Origin of the sequence: Kitasatospora sp. NPDC127035 (genome assembly GCF_042726075.1) — a bacterium.
Lineage (GTDB): Bacteria > Actinomycetota > Actinomycetes > Streptomycetales > Streptomycetaceae > Kitasatospora.
In genome coordinates, this window is sequence record NZ_JBHXDN010000051.1 from 25,383 (window position 1) to 45,321 (window position 19,939).

The window sequence follows — 19,939 nt, forward strand, 5'->3', positions numbered from 1 at the left end:
ATGATGAGTTCGTCCGGGGACTTCGGAGCATCCGTGCCGAGCGGCAGTGCCGGAACGGGCACCGGGGCGGGGCCGGAGCTGCGGTCGCGCCTGGCCGCCCTGCCGGCGCCCGAGGCGCAGCAGGTGCTCACCGGCCTGGTGACCGAGCTCGCCGCCGCCGCGCTGCGCCGCCCGGCCGACGAGCCGGTCGCCGCCCACGGCACCTTCTTCGAGACCGGCTTCGACTCGCTGACCGCGGTGGAGCTGCACAGCCGGCTGACCGCCGCGACCGGACTCGCGCTCCCCGTGACGCTGGCGTTCGACTACCCGACGCCCGCCGCGCTCGCCCGCCACCTCTACGCCGAACTGCTCGGCCTCGCCCCGGAACGGGCCGACGGCGACACCGCCGAAGGACACGCCGACGAGCCGATCGCGATCGTCGGCATGGCCTGCCGCTTCCCCGGCGGGGTCGGCTCGGCCGACGACCTCTGGCACCTCGTGGAGTCGGGGACCGACGCGATCGGGGAGTTCCCGACCGACCGCGGATGGGACCTCGACGCGCTCTACTCCGCCGACCCCGACGAGCCGGGCACCAGCTACACCCGCCAGGGCGGATTCCTCTACGAGGCGGCCGGGTTCGACGCCGACTTCTTCGGGATCAACCCGCGCGAAGCGCTCGCCATGGACGCCCAGCAGCGCCTCGTCCTGGAGACCTCGTGGGAGGCGCTGGAGGGCGCCGGCATCCCGCCGGAGACGCTGCGCGAACAGCGCGTCGGCGTCTTCGTCGGCGCCGAGGCGCAGGAGTACGGGCCGCGGCTCCAGGACGCCACCGACGCCCTGGAGGGCTACCTGGTCACCGGCAACGCGGCGAGCGTCGCGTCCGGCCGCGTCTCCTACACCCTCGGCCTCCAGGGCCCGGCGCTCACCGTCGACACGGCCTGCTCGTCCTCGCTGGTCGCACTCCACCTGGCCGCGCAGGCGCTGCGCCAGGGCGAGTGCACCATGGCGCTCGCCGGCGGCGTCGCCGTGATGGCGAGCCCGGCGTCGTTCGTGGCGTTCTCCCGGCAGCGCGGGCTCGCCGCCGACGGCCGGTGCAAGCCGTTCGCGGCCGCGGCCGACGGGACCGCCTGGGCCGAGGGTGTCGGCATGCTGCTGGTCGAGCGGCTCTCCTCCGCGCAGGCCGCCGGCAGGCGGGTGCTCGCCGTGATCCGGGGCTCCGCCGTCAACCAGGACGGCGCGTCCAACGGACTCACCGCGCCGAACGGCCCGTCCCAGCAGCGGGTGATCCGGCAGGCCCTGGCCAACGCGCGGCTGGAGCCGACCGACGTCGACGCCGTCGAGGCGCACGGCACCGGTACCACGCTCGGCGACCCGATCGAGGCCCAGGCGCTGCTGGCCACCTACGGCCGCGACCGGGACGGGGCCGCACCGCTCTGGCTCGGCTCCCTGAAGTCGAACATCGGGCACGCCCAGGCCGCGGCCGGGGTGGGCGGCGTCATCAAGATGGTGCAGGCCCTCCGCCACGACCTGCTCCCGAAGACCCTGCACGTGGACGAGCCGACGCCGCACGTGGACTGGACCACGGGCGCCGTGCGGCTGCTCACCGAGGCCCAGGGGTGGCCCGAGACCGACCGGCCCCGGCGGGCGGCGGTCTCCTCGTTCGGCATGAGCGGCACCAACGCCCACCTGATCCTCGAAGCACCGCCGGCGCAGGACCCCGCGCCTGCGGTGGCCCCGGCGCCCGGCTCGGCCCCCGCACAGGGCGCACCGGCCCGGGACACCGCGGCCCGGGACACCGCGGCCCGGGACACCACGGACCGGGACACCACGGCGGCCCGGACGTTCGCGCTGCCGGTCTCGGGACGGACCCCGGAGGCGCTCGCCGGGCAGGCGGCACAGCTGCTGTCGCGGCTGGACGGGCCGGACGCCGGCCTCGCCGACCTGGGCCTGTCCCTGGCCACCACGCGCACCCACTTCGCCCACCGCGCCGTCGTCCTCGGCACGGACCGCGAGCAGCTGGCCGAGGGCCTCGCCGCGCTCGTCGCCGGGAACCCGTCCGCCCGGGTGGTCACCGGGACCGCCGCGGGCCCGGGCCGGACCGCCTTCCTGTTCACCGGCCAGGGCTCGCAGCGGACGGCGATGGGCCGTGAACTGTACGCCACCGAACCGGTGTTCGCCGCAGCCTTCGACGAGGCAGCCTGGTACCTCGACCTGCAACTCGACCGGCCGCTGGCCGACGCGCTCACGGACGGCGACCTGCTCGGCCGGACCGAGTACGCCCAGCCGGCGATTTTCGCCGTCGAGGTGGCCCTGTTCGCGCTGCTCCGGCACTGGGGTGTCACCCCGGACGTCCTGGTCGGCCACTCGATCGGCGAGATCGCGGCCGCCCACGCCGCCGGAGTGCTGTCGATCGCCGACGCCGCCGCCCTGGTCGGCGCACGCGGCCGGCTGATGCAGGAACTGCCGCCCGGCGGCGCGATGCTGGCCGTCCGCGCGACCGAGACCGACGTGCGCGCGGCGTTCCCGGAGATCGACGTCGCGGCGGTCAACGGACCGACTGCCGTCGTGCTCTCGGGAGCCGCGGGCGACATCGACCGGGCCGAGGCGGTGGCGGCCGAGCGGGGCTGGAGGACCACCCGGCTGCGGACCGGCCACGCGTTCCACTCGCGGCTGATGGAACCGATGCTCGCCGAGTTCCGCCGTGTCCTGCGCTTCCTGACGTTCCACGAGCCGAAGCTGCCGGTCGTCTCCACCGTGACCGGACGGCCCGTCGAGCCGGGCCAGTGGAGCGACCCCGCGTACTGGGTCGAGCAGGTCCGCGAGCCGGTCCGCTTCGCCGACGCGCTGGCCGCGCTGGACGGTGTCACGGTGCACGTGGAGCTCGGGCCGGACGCCGTCCTCACCGCGCTCGCACAGCAGGCCGCCCCGGAGACGCTCTGCGTCCCGCTGCTGCGGCGCGACCGGGACGAAGCCGCCACCGCGGCCGCGGCCCTGGCCGCACTGCACGCCAACGGCACGGCGGTGGACTGGCCCGCCCTCTTCCCGCACGCCCGGGTGGTGGACCTGCCGACCTACGCGTTCCAGCGACAGCGCTTCTGGCTGGAGAGCGCTCCGGCGCGCTCCGGTCCGACCGACCCGACCGACCCGGGCGACGCCGGCTTCTGGGCCGCGGTCGACCGCGCCGACCTCCCCGCGCTCGCCGCGGAGCTCGGCGTCGACACCGCGGCCGTGGCCGAGGTCCTGCCGGCGCTCGCCTCCTGGCGGACCCGCAGCCGCGAACGCTCGCTCGTCGACGGCTGGCGGTACCGCGTCACGTGGCAGCCGGCGGCCGAGGCGGGCACCCCGGCCGTGGGCGCAGCGGCGACCGCGACCGCGACGGCGGTGGCGGCGACCGAGGCCGGGAGGGCCGGCCTCACCGGCACCTGGGCACTCGTGGGCGACGACGCCCACGGCCTCGGCGCGCTGCTCGCGGAGCTCGGGGCGACCGTCGTGCCGCTGACCGACGCGGCGGCCGCGGCGGACCTCGACCTCACCGGCGTGGTGGCCTCCCCGTCCTCCGTGGGCGAAGCACTGCGACACGTCCGGGCGCTGGCCGACACCGGCTGCCGCGCCCCGCTGTGGCTGGTGACGCGCGGCGCCGTCTCGACCGGCCGCTCGGACAGCGCCGTGGACGTCGACCAGGCCGCGCTGTGGGGCTTCGGCCGCGTCGTCGGCCTGGAGCACCCCGAGTTCTGGGGCGGCCTGCTGGACCTGCCCGAGGCCGTCGACTCCCGTGCGGCGGCCCGGATCGCCGCCGTCCTCGGCGGCGCGCTGGGCACGGAGGACCAGATCGCGGTGCGCACCGGCGGCGTGCTGGTACGCCGGCTGGAACACGCGCCGGCGAGCACGGCGGCCCCCGCCTGGCGCCCGCGCGGCACGGTGCTGATCACCGGCGGCACGAGCGGCCTCGGGGCCGAGGTCGCCCGGTGGGCGGCCGACGGCGCCGAACGGCTGGTGCTGGTGTCACGGCGCGGAGCGCGGGCGCCCGGCGCGGCGGAGCTGCTGGCCGAGCTGCCGACCGCGGAGATCCACGCCTGCGACCTGGCCGACCGGTCCGCGGTCGAAGCCCTGCTGACGGCGGTCGGCCCGATCGACTCCGTCGTGCACGCGGCAGGCGTCGGCGAGGACGCGACGCTGGTCGAGGCCGACGACGCCCACCTGGACCGCGTGCTGTCCGGCAAGGTCGACGGGGCGTTGCACCTGGACGCGCTGGTCGGTACGCGTCTCGACGCGTTCGTGGTCTTCTCCTCCATCTCCGGAGTCTGGGGCAGCGGCGGCCAGTCCGCGTACGCGGCGGCCAACGCCGCCCTGGACGCCCTCGTCACCCGCCGCCGCGCCCACGGACTGCCGGGCACCGCGATCGCCTGGGGCCCCTGGGCGCGGATCGGCATGGCCGCCGACCAGGGCGAGACCGAGCTGCTGCGCCGCCAGGGCCTCCTCCCGCTGGCGCCCGCCCAGGCGATCACCGCCCTGGCCGCCGCGGTAGGCGGCGGGGACGGCGCCGTCACCGTCGCCGACGTCCGCTGGGCCGAGTTCGTCCCGCTGTTCGCCTCGGCCCGCCCGCGCCCGCTGTTCGACGCTCTGCCCGAGGTCGCGGCGCCGACCGTCGGCGGCACCGTGTTCTCCACCCTGGGTCAGCGCCTCGCGGGCCTCGCCGCAGGGGAACGGGCGCGGTTCGTCGCGGACCTGGTGCGCACGCACGTCGCCGTGGTCCTGGGCCACACGTCCGACGAGGCGGTGGCGCTCGACCGCGCGTTCAAGGAGCTGGGCTTCGACTCGCTCACCGCCGTCGAGCTGCGCAACCGGCTGCAGGCCGCGACCGGCCTGGCGCTGCCGGCGACCCTGGTCTTCGACCACCCCAGCGTCGAGCGGCTGGCCACCCACCTCCTCGAAGAACTCGGCGGCTCCGTCGACGCGGTCGACGCCGTCGGCGTCCCGCGGACGGCCGCGGCCGACGACGACCCGATCGTCGTGGTGGGGATGGCCTGCCGGTTCCCGGGCGGCGCGGACACCCCCGAGGCGTTCTGGAACCTCGTGGCCTCCGGCGCCGAGGCGATCGGCGGCTTCCCGACCGACCGCGGCTGGGACCTGGACGGCCTGTACCACCCCGACCCGGACCGCGCGGGCACCTCCTACGCCCGGGAGGGCGGATTCCTCTACGGCGCGGGCGAGTTCGACGCCGACCTGTTCGGGATCTCGCCGCGCGAGGCGCTCGCGACGGACCCGCAGCAGCGGTTGCTGCTGGAGACCACGTGGGAAGCGCTGGAGAGCGGCGGCTTCGACCCGACGGCTCTGCGCGGTGCCCAGATCGGCGTGTTCGCCGGCTCCAACGGCCAGGACTACGCCAGCCAGCGGCACGACGTCCCCACCGACCTGGAGGGGTACCTCGGCACCGGAACGGCCGGCAGCGTCGTCTCCGGGCGGCTCTCCTACACGTTCGGGCTCGAAGGCCCGGCGGTGACGGTGGACACGGCCTGCTCCTCGTCGCTGGTGGCCCTCCACCTGGCGGTGCAGGCGCTGCGGTCGGGCGAATGCTCGATGGCCCTGGCCGGTGGTGTGACGGTGATGTCCACGCCGGACGCGTTCATCGACTTCTCCCGTCAGCGGGGACTCGCCCCTGACGGCCGGTGCAAGCCGTTCGGCGCAGGCGCCGACGGCACCGCCTGGGGCGAGGGCGTCGGCATGCTGCTCGTGGAGCGGCTGTCGTCGGCGCGGGCTGCGGGTCGTCGGGTGCTGGCGGTGGTGCGGGGTACGGCGGTCAACCAGGACGGTGCGTCGAACGGTCTGACGGCGCCGAACGGTCCGTCGCAGCAGCGGGTGATCCGGGCCGCGTTGGCCCAGGCGGGTCTTTCCCCGCAGGACGTCGACGCGGTGGAGGCACACGGCACGGGTACGGCGCTGGGTGACCCGATCGAGGCCCAGGCCCTCCTGGCGACGTACGGGCAGGACCGGGACGGCGGCGAGCCGTTGTGGCTGGGGTCGGTGAAGTCCAACATCGGGCACACGCAGGCCGCGGCCGGTGTCGCGGGCATCATCAAGATGATTCTCGCGATGCGGCACGGTGTGCTGCCCGCGACGCTGAACGCCGACGAGCCGTCCCCGCACGTGGAGTGGGCGTCCGGCGCGGTGTCGCTGTTGACGGAGCCGCGTCCGTGGAGCGCCGGGGACCGGCCTCGTCGGGCGGGTGTGTCGGCGTTCGGTGTGAGCGGGACGAACGCGCACGTGATCGTGGAGGAGCCCCCGGCGGTCGAGCCCGCTGCCGTGACGGCGGCGGAACTGCCTTTGGTGCCGGTGCTGTTGTCCGGCCGGACCCCGGACGCGCTGCGGGCCCAGGCCGAGCGGCTGGGGGCGGTGGCGGGCGAGGACCTGCCCGGAATCGGCCTCGCGTCGCTCTCCCGTGGGGCATTGGCTCACCGGGCGGTGGTCCTCGCCGGTGGGACCGGTGAGTTGATCGGTGGCCTGGACGCGGTAGCTTCCGGGTCGGGTGGTCTGACGGGTGTTGCGGGTTCTGGGCGGGTGGCGTTCCTGTTCACGGGGCAGGGTGCGCAGCGTGCGTCGATGGGCCGGGGGTTGTACGAGGCGTTCCCGGTGTTCGCGGACGCGTTCGACCAGGTGGCGTTGCACGTGGATGCCGATCTGGACCGGCCGTTGGCGGAGGTGCTGGCGGACGAGGAGCTGATCCACCGGACGGGGTATGCGCAGCCGGCGCTGTTCGCGGTCGAGGTGGCGTTGCATGCGCTGCTGTCGCACTGGGGTGTGCGGCCGGATGTCCTGGTCGGTCATTCGATCGGTGAGGTTGCCGCCGCTCATGTGGCGGGGGTGCTGTCCCTGTCGGACGCGGCCACGCTGGTCGCCGCGCGCGGCAGGTTGATGCAGGCCCTTCCGTCGGGTGGGGCGATGCTCGCGGTGGGTGTTTCCGAGGCGGAGGTGCTGGCGGCGTTCCCGGATGTGGACGTCGCGGTGGTGAACGGTCCTGGGGCGGTGGTGGTCGCGGGTCTGGAAGCCGAGATCGACGCCGTTGCGGAGGCTGCGGGCGAGCGGGGCTGGAAGTCCAGCCGTCTGCGGACCAGTCACGCGTTCCACTCCCGGCTGATGGAGCCGATGTTGGAGGACTTCCGCGCCGTGGTGCGTGGGTTGTCCTTCGCCGAGCCTTCGGTCCCGGCAGTTTCGTCGGTGACCGGCCGCCCGGTCGGTGTCGGACAGTGGTCGGACCCGGAGTACTGGGTCGACCAGGTCCGCAAGCCGGTCCGCTTCGCCGACGCCCTCGCGGCCCTCGACGGCGTCACCAGGTTCGTCGAACTCGGCCCGGACGGCGTCCTGTCGGCGCTCGTCCAGCAGCCCGACGCCGTCACCGCGCCGCTGCTGCGCCGCGACCGCGACGAAGTCACCACCGTACTCACGGCGTTGGCGACCTTGCACGTCAACGGTGTCCCGGTCGACTGGTCGCCGTTGTTCACGGGCGTCCGACCGGTCGAGCTGCCGACCTACGCCTTCCAGCACCAGCGGTACTGGCTGGAGAGCCGGCCCGCGAAGGCGGTGGCCGCCGACCCCGTCGAGGCCGGGTTCTGGGCCACGGTGGAGCAGGGCGATCTGTCCGGCCTGTCCGCGCAGCTCGGCGTCCCGACCGCGTCGCTGGAGAACGTGCTGCCCGCGCTCGCGTCCTGGCGGGCACGGGGCCAGGAGCGGTCACTGATCGACGGCCTGCGCTACCGGGTCACCTGGAAGCCCGCCGACCTGCCGGCCGCAGAACCGGCCGGACGGTGGGCCGTGGTCGGGGACGACGTCCACGGGCTCGGTGAGGTGCTGAGCGGGCTCGGCGCCTCGGTGGTCCGGGTGCCCGCAGGGACCCGCGCCGAACTGGCCGCCCGGTTCGAAGGGCTCGACATCTCCGGCGTCGTGGCCTCGACGACCTCGCTCGGCGACGCGTCGGCGCTGGTTCAGGCCCTGACGGACGTGCGGAACGAGAGCCCGCTGTGGCTGGTGACGCGGGCCGCCGTGACGACCGGCCGGGCGGACAGCCCGGTCGACGTCGACCAGGCCGCGTTGTGGGGCTTCGGCCGGGTGGTCGGCCTGGAGCACCCGGAGTTCTGGGGCGGGCTGCTCGACCTGCCGCCGGTCGTCGACGCCCGTGCGGCCGCGCGGGTCGGTGCGGTGCTGGCCGGAGCGCTCGGCGTCGAGGACCAGGTCGCGGTGCGCGGCGGCGGGGTGGTCGTCCGGAGGCTGGAGCACGCCCCGGCGAGCACGGCGGCCTCCGCCTGGCGTCCGCGCGGGACGGTGCTGATCACCGGTGGCACGGGCGGCCTGGGCGCGGAGGTCGCGCGCTGGGCCGCGGCGAACGGCGCCGAGCGGCTGGTGCTGGTGTCGCGGCGCGGAGCGCGGGCGCCCGGTGCGGCGGAGCTGCTGGCCGAGCTGCCGAACGCCGAGGTGCACGCCTGCGATCTGGCCGACGGGGCCGAGGTCGAGGCCCTGCTGGCCGTCGTCGGCGACGTCGACGCGGTGGTGCACGCGGCGGGCGTCGCTGCCGACGTGCCGCTGCGCGACGCCGACGAGGCGCACTTCCGCGCCGTGCTGTCCGGCAAGGTCGACGGTGCGTTGCACCTGGACGCGCTGGTCGGTACGCGTCTCGACGCGTTCGTGGTGTTCTCGTCGATCTCCGGTGTCTGGGGCAGCGGTGACCAGGCCGCGTACGGGGCGGCGAACGCGGCCCTGGACGGCCTGATCGCCAGGCGGCGCGCGCACGGGCTCCCGGGAACGGCCGTGGCCTGGGGGCCGTGGGCCGAGATCGGCATGGCCGCGGACGACGAGGTCGCGACCCAGCTCCGGCGCCGCGGCCTCGTGCCGCTCGACCCGCGACTGGCGGTGGCCGCACTGGCCGGCGCGGTGAACGGCGACGAGGCCGCACTGACCATCGCCGAGGTCCGGTGGGACGCGTTCGTCCCGGTGTTCGCGGCGACGCGGGCCCGTCCGCTGTTCGACGGTCTGCCCGAGGTGGAGGCGGCGCCGGCCGTCGGCGGCACGGTGTTCTCCACGTTGGCGCAGCGGCTGGCGGGCCTCGCCGCAGGGGAGCGGGAGCGCCTGGTCGGCGAGGTCGTGCGGTCGCACGTCGCCGCCGTGCTGGGTCACACCTCGGCCGAGGGACTGGAACCGGGGCGGGCGTTCAAGGAGCTCGGCTTCGACTCGCTGACGGCGGTGGAGCTCCGGAACCGCCTCCAGGGAGCGACCGGACTGGTGCTCGCGGCGACGCTGGTGTTCGACTACCCGAGCGTCGAGCGGCTCGCGGCCCACCTGCTGGGCGAGCTGAGCGGCTCGGTGGACGCGGTGCTGGCGCCGGTGGGCACGGTGGCCGCAGGCGACGACGATCCGATCGTCATCGTGGGCATGGGCCTGCGGCTCCCCGGCGGGGCGGACACCCCGGAAGCGTTCTGGGAGCTGGTCGCCTCCGGTCGGGACGGGATCGGGGCGTTCCCGACCGACCGTGGCTGGGACCTGGACGGGCTGTACCACCCCGACCCGGACCACGCCGGCACCACGTACACCCGCGAGGGCGGATTCCTCTACGAGGCACCGGAGTTCGACGCCGACCTGTTCGGGATCTCGCCGCGTGAGGCGCTGGCGATGGATCCGCAGCAGCGGCTTCTGCTGGAAACCGCGTGGGAGGCGTTCGAGCGGGCCGGGATCGATCCGTCGTCGCTCCGCGGCGAGCAGGTCGGCGTGTTCGCCGGTGCCAACAGCATCGACTACGCAGACCTGGCGGCGGGGCTCCCGGACGAGCTGGAAGGCCACCTCCTGACCGGAACGGCCGGCAGCGTCGTCTCCGGGCGGCTCTCCTACACGTTCGGGCTCGAAGGCCCGGCGGTGACCATCGACACGGCGTGCTCGTCGTCGCTGGTGGCGTTGCACCTGGCCGCACAGGCGCTGCGTTCGGGTGAGTGCTCGATGGCGCTGGCCGGCGGTGTGGCCGTGATGTCGGGCCCGGAGACCTTCGTTCAGTTCTCGCGCCAGCGGGGCCTCGCGCCCGACGGCCGGTGCAAGCCGTTCGGCGCGGGTGCCGACGGGACGGGCTGGTCCGAGGGTGTCGGCATGCTGCTCGTCGAGCGGTTGTCGTCGGCGCGGGCTGCGGGTCGTCGGGTGCTGGCGGTGGTGCGGGGCACGGCGGTGAACCAGGACGGTGCGTCGAACGGTCTGACGGCGCCGAACGGTCCGTCGCAGCAGCGGGTGATCCGGGCCGCGTTGGCGCAGGCGGGCCTGTCGGCGTCCGATGTGGACGCGGTGGAGGCGCACGGCACCGGTACCGCCCTGGGCGACCCGATCGAGGCCCAGGCGCTCCTGGCGACGTACGGCCAGGACCGTGACGGCGGCGAGCCGTTGTGGCTGGGGTCGGTGAAGTCCAACATCGGGCACACGCAGGCCGCGGCCGGTGTCGCGGGCATCATCAAGATGATTCTCGCGATGCGGCACGGTGTGCTGCCCGCGACGCTGAACGCCGACGAGCCGTCCCCGCACGTGGACTGGGCGTCCGGCGCCGTCGAGCTGCTGACGGAGTCCCGGCCGTGGAACCCCGGGGACCGCCCGCGCCGGGCCGGCATCTCGTCGTTCGGCATGAGCGGCACGAACGCGCACGTGATCCTGGAGGAGCCCCCGGCGACCGAGCCCGTGTCCGCGCCGGTGCCGACGCGGTTGCCGATCGTGCCGCTGGTGCTCTCAGGTCACACCTCCGAAGCTCTGCGGGCTCAGGCCGCGCGCATGTTGGCCTCCGCCGGAGAAGGCGGGGACCCGGCGGTGGCGCTCGGCGCGGCCTCGATCCGGCGTGCTGCGCTGGCGCATCGCGCGGTGGTGCTCGCCGGTGACACCGAGGGGTTGACGACCGGGCTGGGCGCGGTAGCTTCCGGGGCGGGTGGTCTGACGGGTGTTGCGGGTTCTGGTCGGGTGGCGTTCCTGTTCACGGGTCAGGGTGCGCAGCGTGCGTCGATGGGCCGGGGGTTGTACGAGGCGTTCCCGGTGTTCGCGGACGCGTTCGACCAGGTGGCGTTGCACTTGGATGCTCACTTGGACCGGCCGTTGGCGGAGGTGCTGGCGGACGAGGAGTTGATCCACCGCACCGGGTACGCGCAGCCGGCGCTGTTCGCGGTCGAGGTGGCGTTGCACGCGCTGCTGTCGCACTGGGGTGTGCGGGCGGACGTGCTGGTGGGGCACTCGATCGGTGAGGTTGCCGCCGCGCACGTGGCCGGGGTGCTGTCGCTCGGTGATGCGGCCACGCTGGTCGCGGCGCGCGGCAGGTTGATGCAGGCCCTTCCGGCGGGTGGGGCGATGCTCGCGGTGGGTGCTTCCGAGGCGGAGGTGCTGGAGGCGTTCCCGGACGTGGACGTCGCGGTGGTGAACGGTCCTGGGGCCGTGGTGGTCGCGGGGCTGGAAGCAGAGATCGACGCCGTTGCGGAGGCTGCGGGCGGGCGGGGTTGGAAGTCCAGCCGTCTGCGGACCAGTCACGCGTTCCATTCGCGGTTGATGGAGCCGATGTTGGAGGACTTCGGCGCCGTGGTGCGTGGGTTGTCCTTTGCCGAGCCTTCGGTCCCGGCGGTGTCGTCGGTGACGGGTCGTCAGGTCGGGCTCGGGCAGTGGTCGGACCCGGAGTACTGGGTCGACCAGGTCCGCAAGCCCGTCCGCTTCGCCGACGCCCTCGCGGCCCTCGACGGTGTTACGAGGTTCGTCGAACTCGGCCCGGACGGCGTGCTGTCCGCGCTCGTCCAGCAGCCCGACGCCGTCACGGCGCCGCTGCTGCGCCGCGACCGTGACGAAGTCACCACCGTGCTCACGGCGTTGGCGACCTTGCACGTCAACGGCGTTCCGGTCGACTGGGCGCCCTTCTTCACCGGCGTCCGACCGGCCGAGCTGCCGACCTACGCCTTCCAGCGCCGGCGGTACTGGCCCGACGAGGCGCCCGTCGGCCGGACCTCCGGGCCGGACCGTGAGGACGCCGACTTCTGGGCCACCGTCGAGCGCGGTGACCTGCGGACCTTGGCCGACCAGCTGGGCGTCACGGCGACGGCACTTGAGAGCCTCGTTCCGGCGCTGGCCACCTGGCGGGCGCAGGGCCGGGAACGGTCGTTGGTCGACGGCTGGCGGTACCGGGTCGACTGGGAGCCGGCGACCGTGTCCGCCGAAGCCCGGCTCGACGGTGTGTGGGCGGTGGTCGGCGAGGACGTCCACGGCCTTGCCGAGGTGCTGGCGGCACTGGGCGCTTCAGTGGTGCAGGTGACCGGCCGGGAGCAGCTGGCGGGTCTGGACGTCACGGGTCTCGTCGCGTCGCCGACGTCCCTGGCCGATGCGCTCGACCTGGTCCGGACGCTGGTGGACACCGGGTGCAGCACGCCGCTGTGGTTCGTGACCCGGAACGCGTTGGTCACCGGACCGGCGGACGGCGTTGGAGAGATCGACCAGGCGCAGCTGTGGGGCTTCGGCCGGGCGGTGGGGTTGGAGCACCCCGGGATGTGGGGCGGTCTGCTCGATCTGCCGGTCGAGTTGGACCGCCGGGCGGCGGGTCGTGTTGCTGCTGTCCTGGGTGGCGCGTTGGGCGCGGAGGACCAGGTCGCGGTGCGCGGTGGTGGCGTGCTCGTTCGTCGTCTCGTTCACGCGCCGGTGGGTTCCGGGTCGGTCTGGAAGCCTCGGGGCACGGTGCTGGTCGCCGGTGGGACGGGTGGTCTGGGCGTCGAGGTGGCGCGGTGGGCGGCGGCGAACGGTGCGGAGCGGTTGGTGTTGCTCTCGCGGCGTGGATCTCAGGCTCCGGGGGCGGCGGAGTTGTTGGCGGAGCTGCCGATGGCGGAGATCCATGCGTGTGATCTGGCGGATCGGTCCGCGGTGGAGGCGTTGCTGGCCGTGGTCGGTCGGGTCGACGCGGTCGTGCACGCGGCCGGTGTGGCCGAGGACGTGCCACTCGTGGACGCGGACGAGGCGCATCTGGACCGGGTGATCCGGGGCAAGGTCGACGGGGCGTTGCACCTGGACGCGTTGGTCGGTGCGGATCTCGACGCGTTCGTGGTGTTCTCGTCGATCTCGGGTGTCTGGGGCAGCGGGGAGCAGGCGGCGTACGGGGCGGCGAACGCGGCGCTGGACGCGCTGGTGGCGCGGCGTCGCGCGCAGGGCCTGCCGGGTACCGCCGTCGCCTGGGGTCCGTGGGCCCGGGTCGGCATGGCGGCCGACGACGAGACGGCCACGCAGCTGCGCCGCCGGGGTCTGAGCCCGATGGATCCCGCTCGGGCGCTGGCCGCGCTGGCATCGGCCGTCGGCTCGGGCGAGGCGGCCGTCACCGTCGCGGACGTCCGCTGGGCGGACTTCCTGCCGCTGTTCACTGCCGTTCGCGAGCGGCCGCTGTTCGCCAGGCTGGCCCCCGCCATGACGGGAGGTCCCGTGCCGGAGGAGACCGGTCTGGCCGCACGGCTCGCCGGCCTGTCGGCGGTGGAGCGGCACCGGGCGGTGCTGGACCTGGTGCGGGCCGAGGTGGCCGTGGTGCTCGGCCATGCGTCGGCCGGGGCGGTCGAGGCGTCGCGGGCGTTCAAGGAGCTGGGCTTCGACTCGCTGACGGCCGTCGAGCTGCGGAACCGGTTGCAGGCCGCGACCGGGCTGGTGCTTCCCGCGACGCTGGTCTTCGACTACCCGGACGCCGAGCGGCTCGCCGCCTTCGTGCTGGGACGTTTCGCTCCGGGCACCTTCGTGTCGGACGCGACCGTCGCGGCAGCCGTCGCGCCTGCCGGCGACGACCCGGTGGTGATCGTGGGGATGGGTCTGCGGTTGCCGGGTGGTGTGGGGACGCCGGAGGAGTTCTGGGATCTGGTCGCGTCCGGGAGGGACGGGATCGGGGCGTTCCCGACGGATCGTGGGTGGGATCTGGAGGGGTTGTACCACCCGGATCCGGAGCATGCGGGGACGTTCTACGCCCGGGAGGGCGGGTTCCTGTACGGGGCGGGGGACTTCGATGCGGGGCTGTTCGGGATCTCGCCGCGTGAGGCGTTGGCGATGGATCCGCAGCAGCGCCTGTTGCTGGAGACGTCGTGGGAGACGCTGGAGGCGGCGGGTGCCGATCCGCTGGGCCTGCGCGGCGAGCCGGTGGGCGTGTTCGTCGGTGCCTCCTTCATGGGATACGGCTCCGGACCGGTCGAGGCTTCCGACGGCGTGGAGGGGCACCTCCTGACGGGTACGGCTTCGTCGGTGATGTCGGGGCGGATCTCGTACACGTTCGGGCTCGAAGGCCCGGCGGTGACGGTGGACACGGCGTGTTCGTCGTCGCTGGTGGCCCTGCATCTGGCCGCGCAGGCGCTGCGGTCGGGTGAGTGCTCGATGGCGCTGGTCGGCGGCGTCACCGTGATGCCGAACCCGGATGTGTTCGTGGAGTTCTCGCGTCAGCGGGGGCTGGCTGCCGACGGCCGGTGCAAGTCGTTCGGCGCGGACGCGGACGGGACGGGTTGGTCCGAGGGTGTCGGCATGCTGCTGGTCGAGCGGTTGTCGTCGGCGCGGGCTGCGGGTCGTCGGGTGCTGGCGGTGGTGCGGGGTACGGCGGTCAATCAGGACGGTGCGTCGAACGGTCTGACGGCGCCGAACGGTCCGTCGCAGCAGCGGGTGATCCGGGCCGCGTTGGCGCAGGCGGGGTTGAACCCGCAGGACGTCGACGCGGTCGAGGCGCACGGCACCGGCACGACGCTCGGCGACCCCATCGAGGCCCAGGCGCTCCTGGCGACGTACGGTCAGGACCGTGACGGCGAGCCGTTGTGGCTCGGGTCGGTGAAGTCCAACATCGGGCACACGCAGGCGGCGGCCGGTGTCGCCGGCATCATCAAGATGGTTCTGGCGATGCGGCACGGGACCCTGCCCGCGACGCTCCACGCCGACGAGCGTTCCCCGCACGTGGAGTGGGCTTCCGGCGCGGTGTCGCTGTTGACGGAGTCGCGGCCCTGGAACCCCGGGGACCGGCCTCGTCGGGCGGGTGTGTCGGCGTTCGGCGTCAGTGGCACCAACGCGCACGTGATCGTGGAGGAGCCACCGACGGTCGAGGCCGCCGCCGTGGCAGCAGTGGAACTGCCACTGGCTCCGGTGCTGTTGTCCGGTACGGACGAGGCGTCCCTGCGTGCTCAGGCTCAACAGCTGATCGACAGCGCCGAGGTGGGCGCTGCTCACCCGGTGGCACTCGGCGCGGCGTCGATCCGCCGTGCCGCGCTCGCTCACCGGGCGGTGGTGCTCGCCGGTGACACCGACGAGCTGATGACCGGGCTGGATGCGGTGGTGTCCGGTGCGGGTGGTCTGATCGGCACCGCACGGGCGGGCCGGGTGGCGTTCCTGTTCACGGGCCAGGGTGCGCAGCGTGCGTCGATGGGCCGGGGGTTGTACGAGGCGTTCCCGGTGTTCGCGGACGCGTTCGACCAGGTGGCGTTGCACGTGGATGCCCATCTGGACCGGCCGTTGGCTGAGGTCCTCGCGGACGAGGAGTTGATCCACCGGACGGGGTATGCGCAGCCGGCCCTGTTCGCGGTCGAGGTGGCGTTGCACACGCTCCTCACGCACTGGGGTGTGCGGGCGGATGTCCTGGTCGGTCATTCGATCGGTGAGGTTGCTGCCGCGCACGTGGCCGGGGTGCTGTCGCTCGGTGATGCGGCGGCGTTGGTCGTGGCCCGGGGCCGACTGATGCAGGCCCTTCCCGCCGGTGGGGCGATGCTCGCCGTCGGAGCCTCCGAGGCGGACGTCCTCGCCGCGTTCCCGGACGTGGACGTCGCCGTGGTGAACGGTCCTGGGGCGGTGGTGGTTGCGGGCCTGGAAGCCGAGATCGACGCCGTTGCCGAGGCTGCGGGCGAGCGGGGCTGGAAGTTCAGCCGTCTGCGGACCAGTCACGCCTTCCATTCGCGGTTGATGGAGCCGATGTTGGAGGACTTCCGCGCCGTGGTGCGTGGGTTGTCCTTCTCCGAGCCTTCGGTCCCGGCGGTGTCGTCGGTGACGGGCCGCCCGGTCGGTGTCGGGCAGTGGTCGGACCCGGAGTACTGGGTCGACCAGGTCCGCAAGCCGGTCCGGTTCGCCGATGCCCTCGCGGCCCTCGACGGTGTTACGAGGTTCGTCGAACTGGGCCCGGACGGCGTGCTGTCCGCGCTTGTCCAGCAGCCGGACGCCGTCACGGCGCCGCTGCTGCGCCGCGACCGTGACGAAGTCACCACCGTGCTCACGGCGTTGGCGACCTTGCACGTCAACGGCGTTCCGGTCGACTGGTCGCCCTTCTTCACCGGCGTCCGACCGGCCGAGCTGCCGACCTACGCCTTCCAGCACCAGCGGTACTGGCTGGAGACCCGCGCCCAAGCGCCGGCCGTGGCCGCCGACGAGGCGTTCTGGGACCCGATCGACCGTGGCGACACCGCCGGACTCGCCTCCAGGCTCGGTGTCCCGGTCACCACCCTGGAACCGCTCGTTCCCGCGCTGGCGTCCTGGCGGGCCCGCGGTCGGGAGCGCTCGCTGATCGACGGGTGGCGTCACCGTGTCACCTGGAAGCCCGTCACCGATCTGGCCGAGGCGGCGCCCCGTGGCCGCTGGGCGATCGTCGGTGACGAGGCGTCCGTACGCGTCGAAGCGTCCGAGTTCGCCGAGGCGCTGACCGCGCTCGGCGCCGACGCCGTGGTCGTACCGCTCGGCGACCGCGCCGACCTGGCCACGCGTCTGCGTGAGCTGGAGCCCGCAGGCATCCTCGTGCTCCCGGCCGTGTCCCTCGCGGGCGCACTGGCCGTCGTCCAGGCATCGGCCGAGGTCGCGGGCGGTGCGCCGCTGTGGTTGGCGACCCGGGGCGCGGTGTCCGTCGGCCGGGCGGACGGCGCGCCGAACGTCTTGCAGGCGGCGAAGTGGGGACTGGGCCGCGTGGTCGGCCTCGAACACCCGGAGCTCCTGGGCGGACTGCTGGACCTGCCGGAGACCCTCGACGCCAGGGCGGTCGCCCGGCTCGGTCCGGTGCTGGCCGGTGCGCTCGGCCCCGAGGATCAGGTGGCGGTTCGCAGCAGCGGCGTTCTGGTCCGGCGTCTGGTGGCGGCCCCGGCGACCGGCGGAGCCACCTGGCGTCCGCGCGGCACCGTGCTGATCGCCGGAGGCACCGGCGGGCTCGGCGCCCAGGTCGCCCGATGGGCGGCCTCGAACGGCGCGGAGCGGATCGTGCTGGTCAGCCGGCGGGGCCCCGCCGCGCCCGGCGCGGAAGCACTGCTCGCCGAACTTCCGGGTGCCGAGGCGTACGCGTGCGATCTCTCGGACCGGGCCGCCGTCGAGGCGCTGCTCGCACAGGTCGGTGCGGTCGACGCGGTCGTGCACGCCGCAGGTGTGGCCGAGGACGCCGGGCTGGCCGACGCCGACGCCGGGCACCTGAACCGTGTGCTGTCCGGCAAGGTCGACGGGGCGTTGCACCTGGACGCGCTGGTCGGTACGCGTCTCGACGCGTTCGTGGTCTTCTCCTCGATCGCCGGAATCTGGGGCAGCGCCGACCAGGCCGCCTACGCGGCGGCGAACGCGGCGCTGGACGCCGTGGTCGCCGGACGCCGTGCCCGAGGACTGCCGGGCACCGCCGTCGCCTGGGGCCCGTGGGCCGAGGTCGGCATGGCCGCCGAGGCCGAGGTCGCCGACCGGCTGCGCCGTCGCGGCATCACCCCGGTCGACCCGGCGCTCGCGCTGGCCGCCCTGGCCGGCGCGGTCGGGGCCGGCGAGGACCAGGTGACCGTCGCCGACATCCGGTGGGCCGACTTCCTGCCCGCTTTCACCAGCACGCGCGCCCGGCCGTTCTTCGCGGATCTCCCGGCCGCCCGTGACCTTGCCGTCCCCGAGCCGCTGGGTGGCTCCCAGTCGTCCGCGTTCGTCCAGCGGTTGGCGGGCGTGCCGGTCGCCGACCGGCAGCGGCTCGTCGCGGACGTCGTACGGACGCACGTCGCCGCTGCCCTCGGTCATGCCTCGACCGGGGCGGTCGAACCGTCGCGGGCGTTCAAGGAGCTGGGCTTCGACTCGCTGACGGCCGTCGAGCTGCGGAATCGGTTGCAGGCCGCGACCGGGCTGGTGCTTCCCGCGACGCTGGCGTTCGACTACCCGAGCGCCGAGCGGCTCGCCGGGTTCGTTCTGGAGCAGGTGGTCGGCGGCGCGGACGCCGCGGGTCCCGCCGCTCCGGTGCCCTTGGCCGCCACCGGCGACGACCCGATCGTCATCGTGGGGATGGGTCTGCGGTTGCCGGGTGGTGTGGGGACGCCCGAGGAGTTCTGGGATCTGGTCGCGTCCGGGAGGGACGGGATCGGGGCGTTCCCGACGGATCGTGGGTGGGATCTGGAGGGGTTGTACCACCCGGATCCGGAGCATGCGGGGACGTTCTACGCCCGGGAGGGCGGGTTCCTGTACGGGGCGGGGGACTTCGATGCGGGGCTGTTCGGGATCTCGCCGCGCGAGGCGTTGGCGATGGATCCGCAGCAGCGCCTGTTGCTGGAGACGTCGTGGGAGACGCTGGAGGCGGCGGGTGCCGATCCGCTGGGCCTGCGCGGCGAGCCGGTGGGCGTGTTCGTCGGCGCCTCGTTCATGGGGTACGGCACCGGGGCGGCGGAGAGCGGGGAGGGCCTGGAAGGCCATCTGCTGACGGGTACGGCTTCGTCGGTGATGTCGGGGCGGATCTCGTACACGTTCGGGCTCGAAGGCCCGGCGGTGACGGTGGACACGGCGTGTTCGTCGTCGCTGGTGGCCCTGCATCTGGCCGCGCAGGCGCTGCGTTCGGGTGAGTGCTCGATGGCGCTGGTCGGCGGTGTGACGGTCATGCCGACGCCGGATGTGTTCGTGGAGTTCTCGCGTCAGCGGGGTCTGGCGCCGGACGGCCGGTGCAAGTCGTTCGGTGCGGGTGCGGACGGGACGGGTTGGTCCGAGGGTGTCGGCATGCTGCTGGTTGAGCGGTTGTCGTCGGCGCGGGCTGCGGGTCGTCGGGTGCTGGCGGTGGTGCGGGGCACGGCGGTCAATCAGGACGGTGCGTCGAACGGTCTGACGGCGCCGAACGGTCCGTCGCAGCAGCGGGTGATCCGGGCCGCGTTGGCGCAGGCGGGGTTGAACCCGCAGGACGTCGACGCGGTCGAGGCGCACGGCACCGGCACGACGCTCGGCGACCCGATCGAGGCCCAGGCCCTCCTGGCCACCTACGGTCAGGACCGGGACGGCGGCGACCCGCTCTGGCTCGGGTCGGTGAAGTCCAACATCGGGCACACGCAGGCGGCGGCCGGTGTCGCCGGCATCATCAAGATGGTTCTGGCGATGCGGCACGAGACCCTGCCCGCCACCCTGCACGCGGACGAGCCGTCGACCGAGGTCAACTGGTCGGCGGGCGCCGTCGAGTTGCTGACGGAGGCGCGGCCCTGGAGCGCCGGGGACCGGCCTCGTCGGGCGGGTGTGTCGGCGTTCGGCGTCAGCGGTACGAACGCGCACGTGATCGTGGAGGAGCCCCCGGCCGTCGAGTCCGCCGCCGTCGTGGCAGTGCAACTTCCCTTGGTGCCGGTGCTGTTGTCCGGTGCGGACGAGGCGGCGCTCCGTGCCCAGGCACAGCAGGTGCGACTTGTGGCTGATCGGGATCTCCACGCGCTCGCCGCAGCGGCAGCCCGGCGTGCCGCGCTGGCCTATCGGGCGGTGGTGCTCGCCGGTGACACCGAGGGGTTGACGACCGGGCTGGGCGCGGTAGCTTCCGGGTCGGGTGGCTTGACCGGTACGGCGGCTTCTGGTCGGGTGGCGTTCCTGTTCACGGGTCAGGGTGCGCAGCGAGCGTCGATGGGCCGGGGCCTGTACGAGGCGTTCCCGGTGTTCGCGGACGCGTTTGACCAGGTGGCGTTGCACCTGGATGCCGATCTGGACCGTCCGTTGGCGGAGGTGCTGGCGGACGAGGAGCTGATCCACCACACCGGGTACGCGC

The 19,939-nt window shown here is 74.2% G+C and carries 1 protein-coding gene (running past one end of the window); it reads left to right on the forward strand.

Annotated features, from left to right (window positions below; genetic code table 11):
- Nucleotides 1–19,939 carry the 5' portion of a type I polyketide synthase gene (locus ACFWIC_RS28895; protein WP_380520366.1) on the forward strand. 21,275 nt of this gene lie beyond the right edge of the window, so 19,939 of the gene's 41,214 nt are visible here — the first part of the coding sequence; its start codon is at nucleotides 1–3; the stop codon falls past the right edge of the window.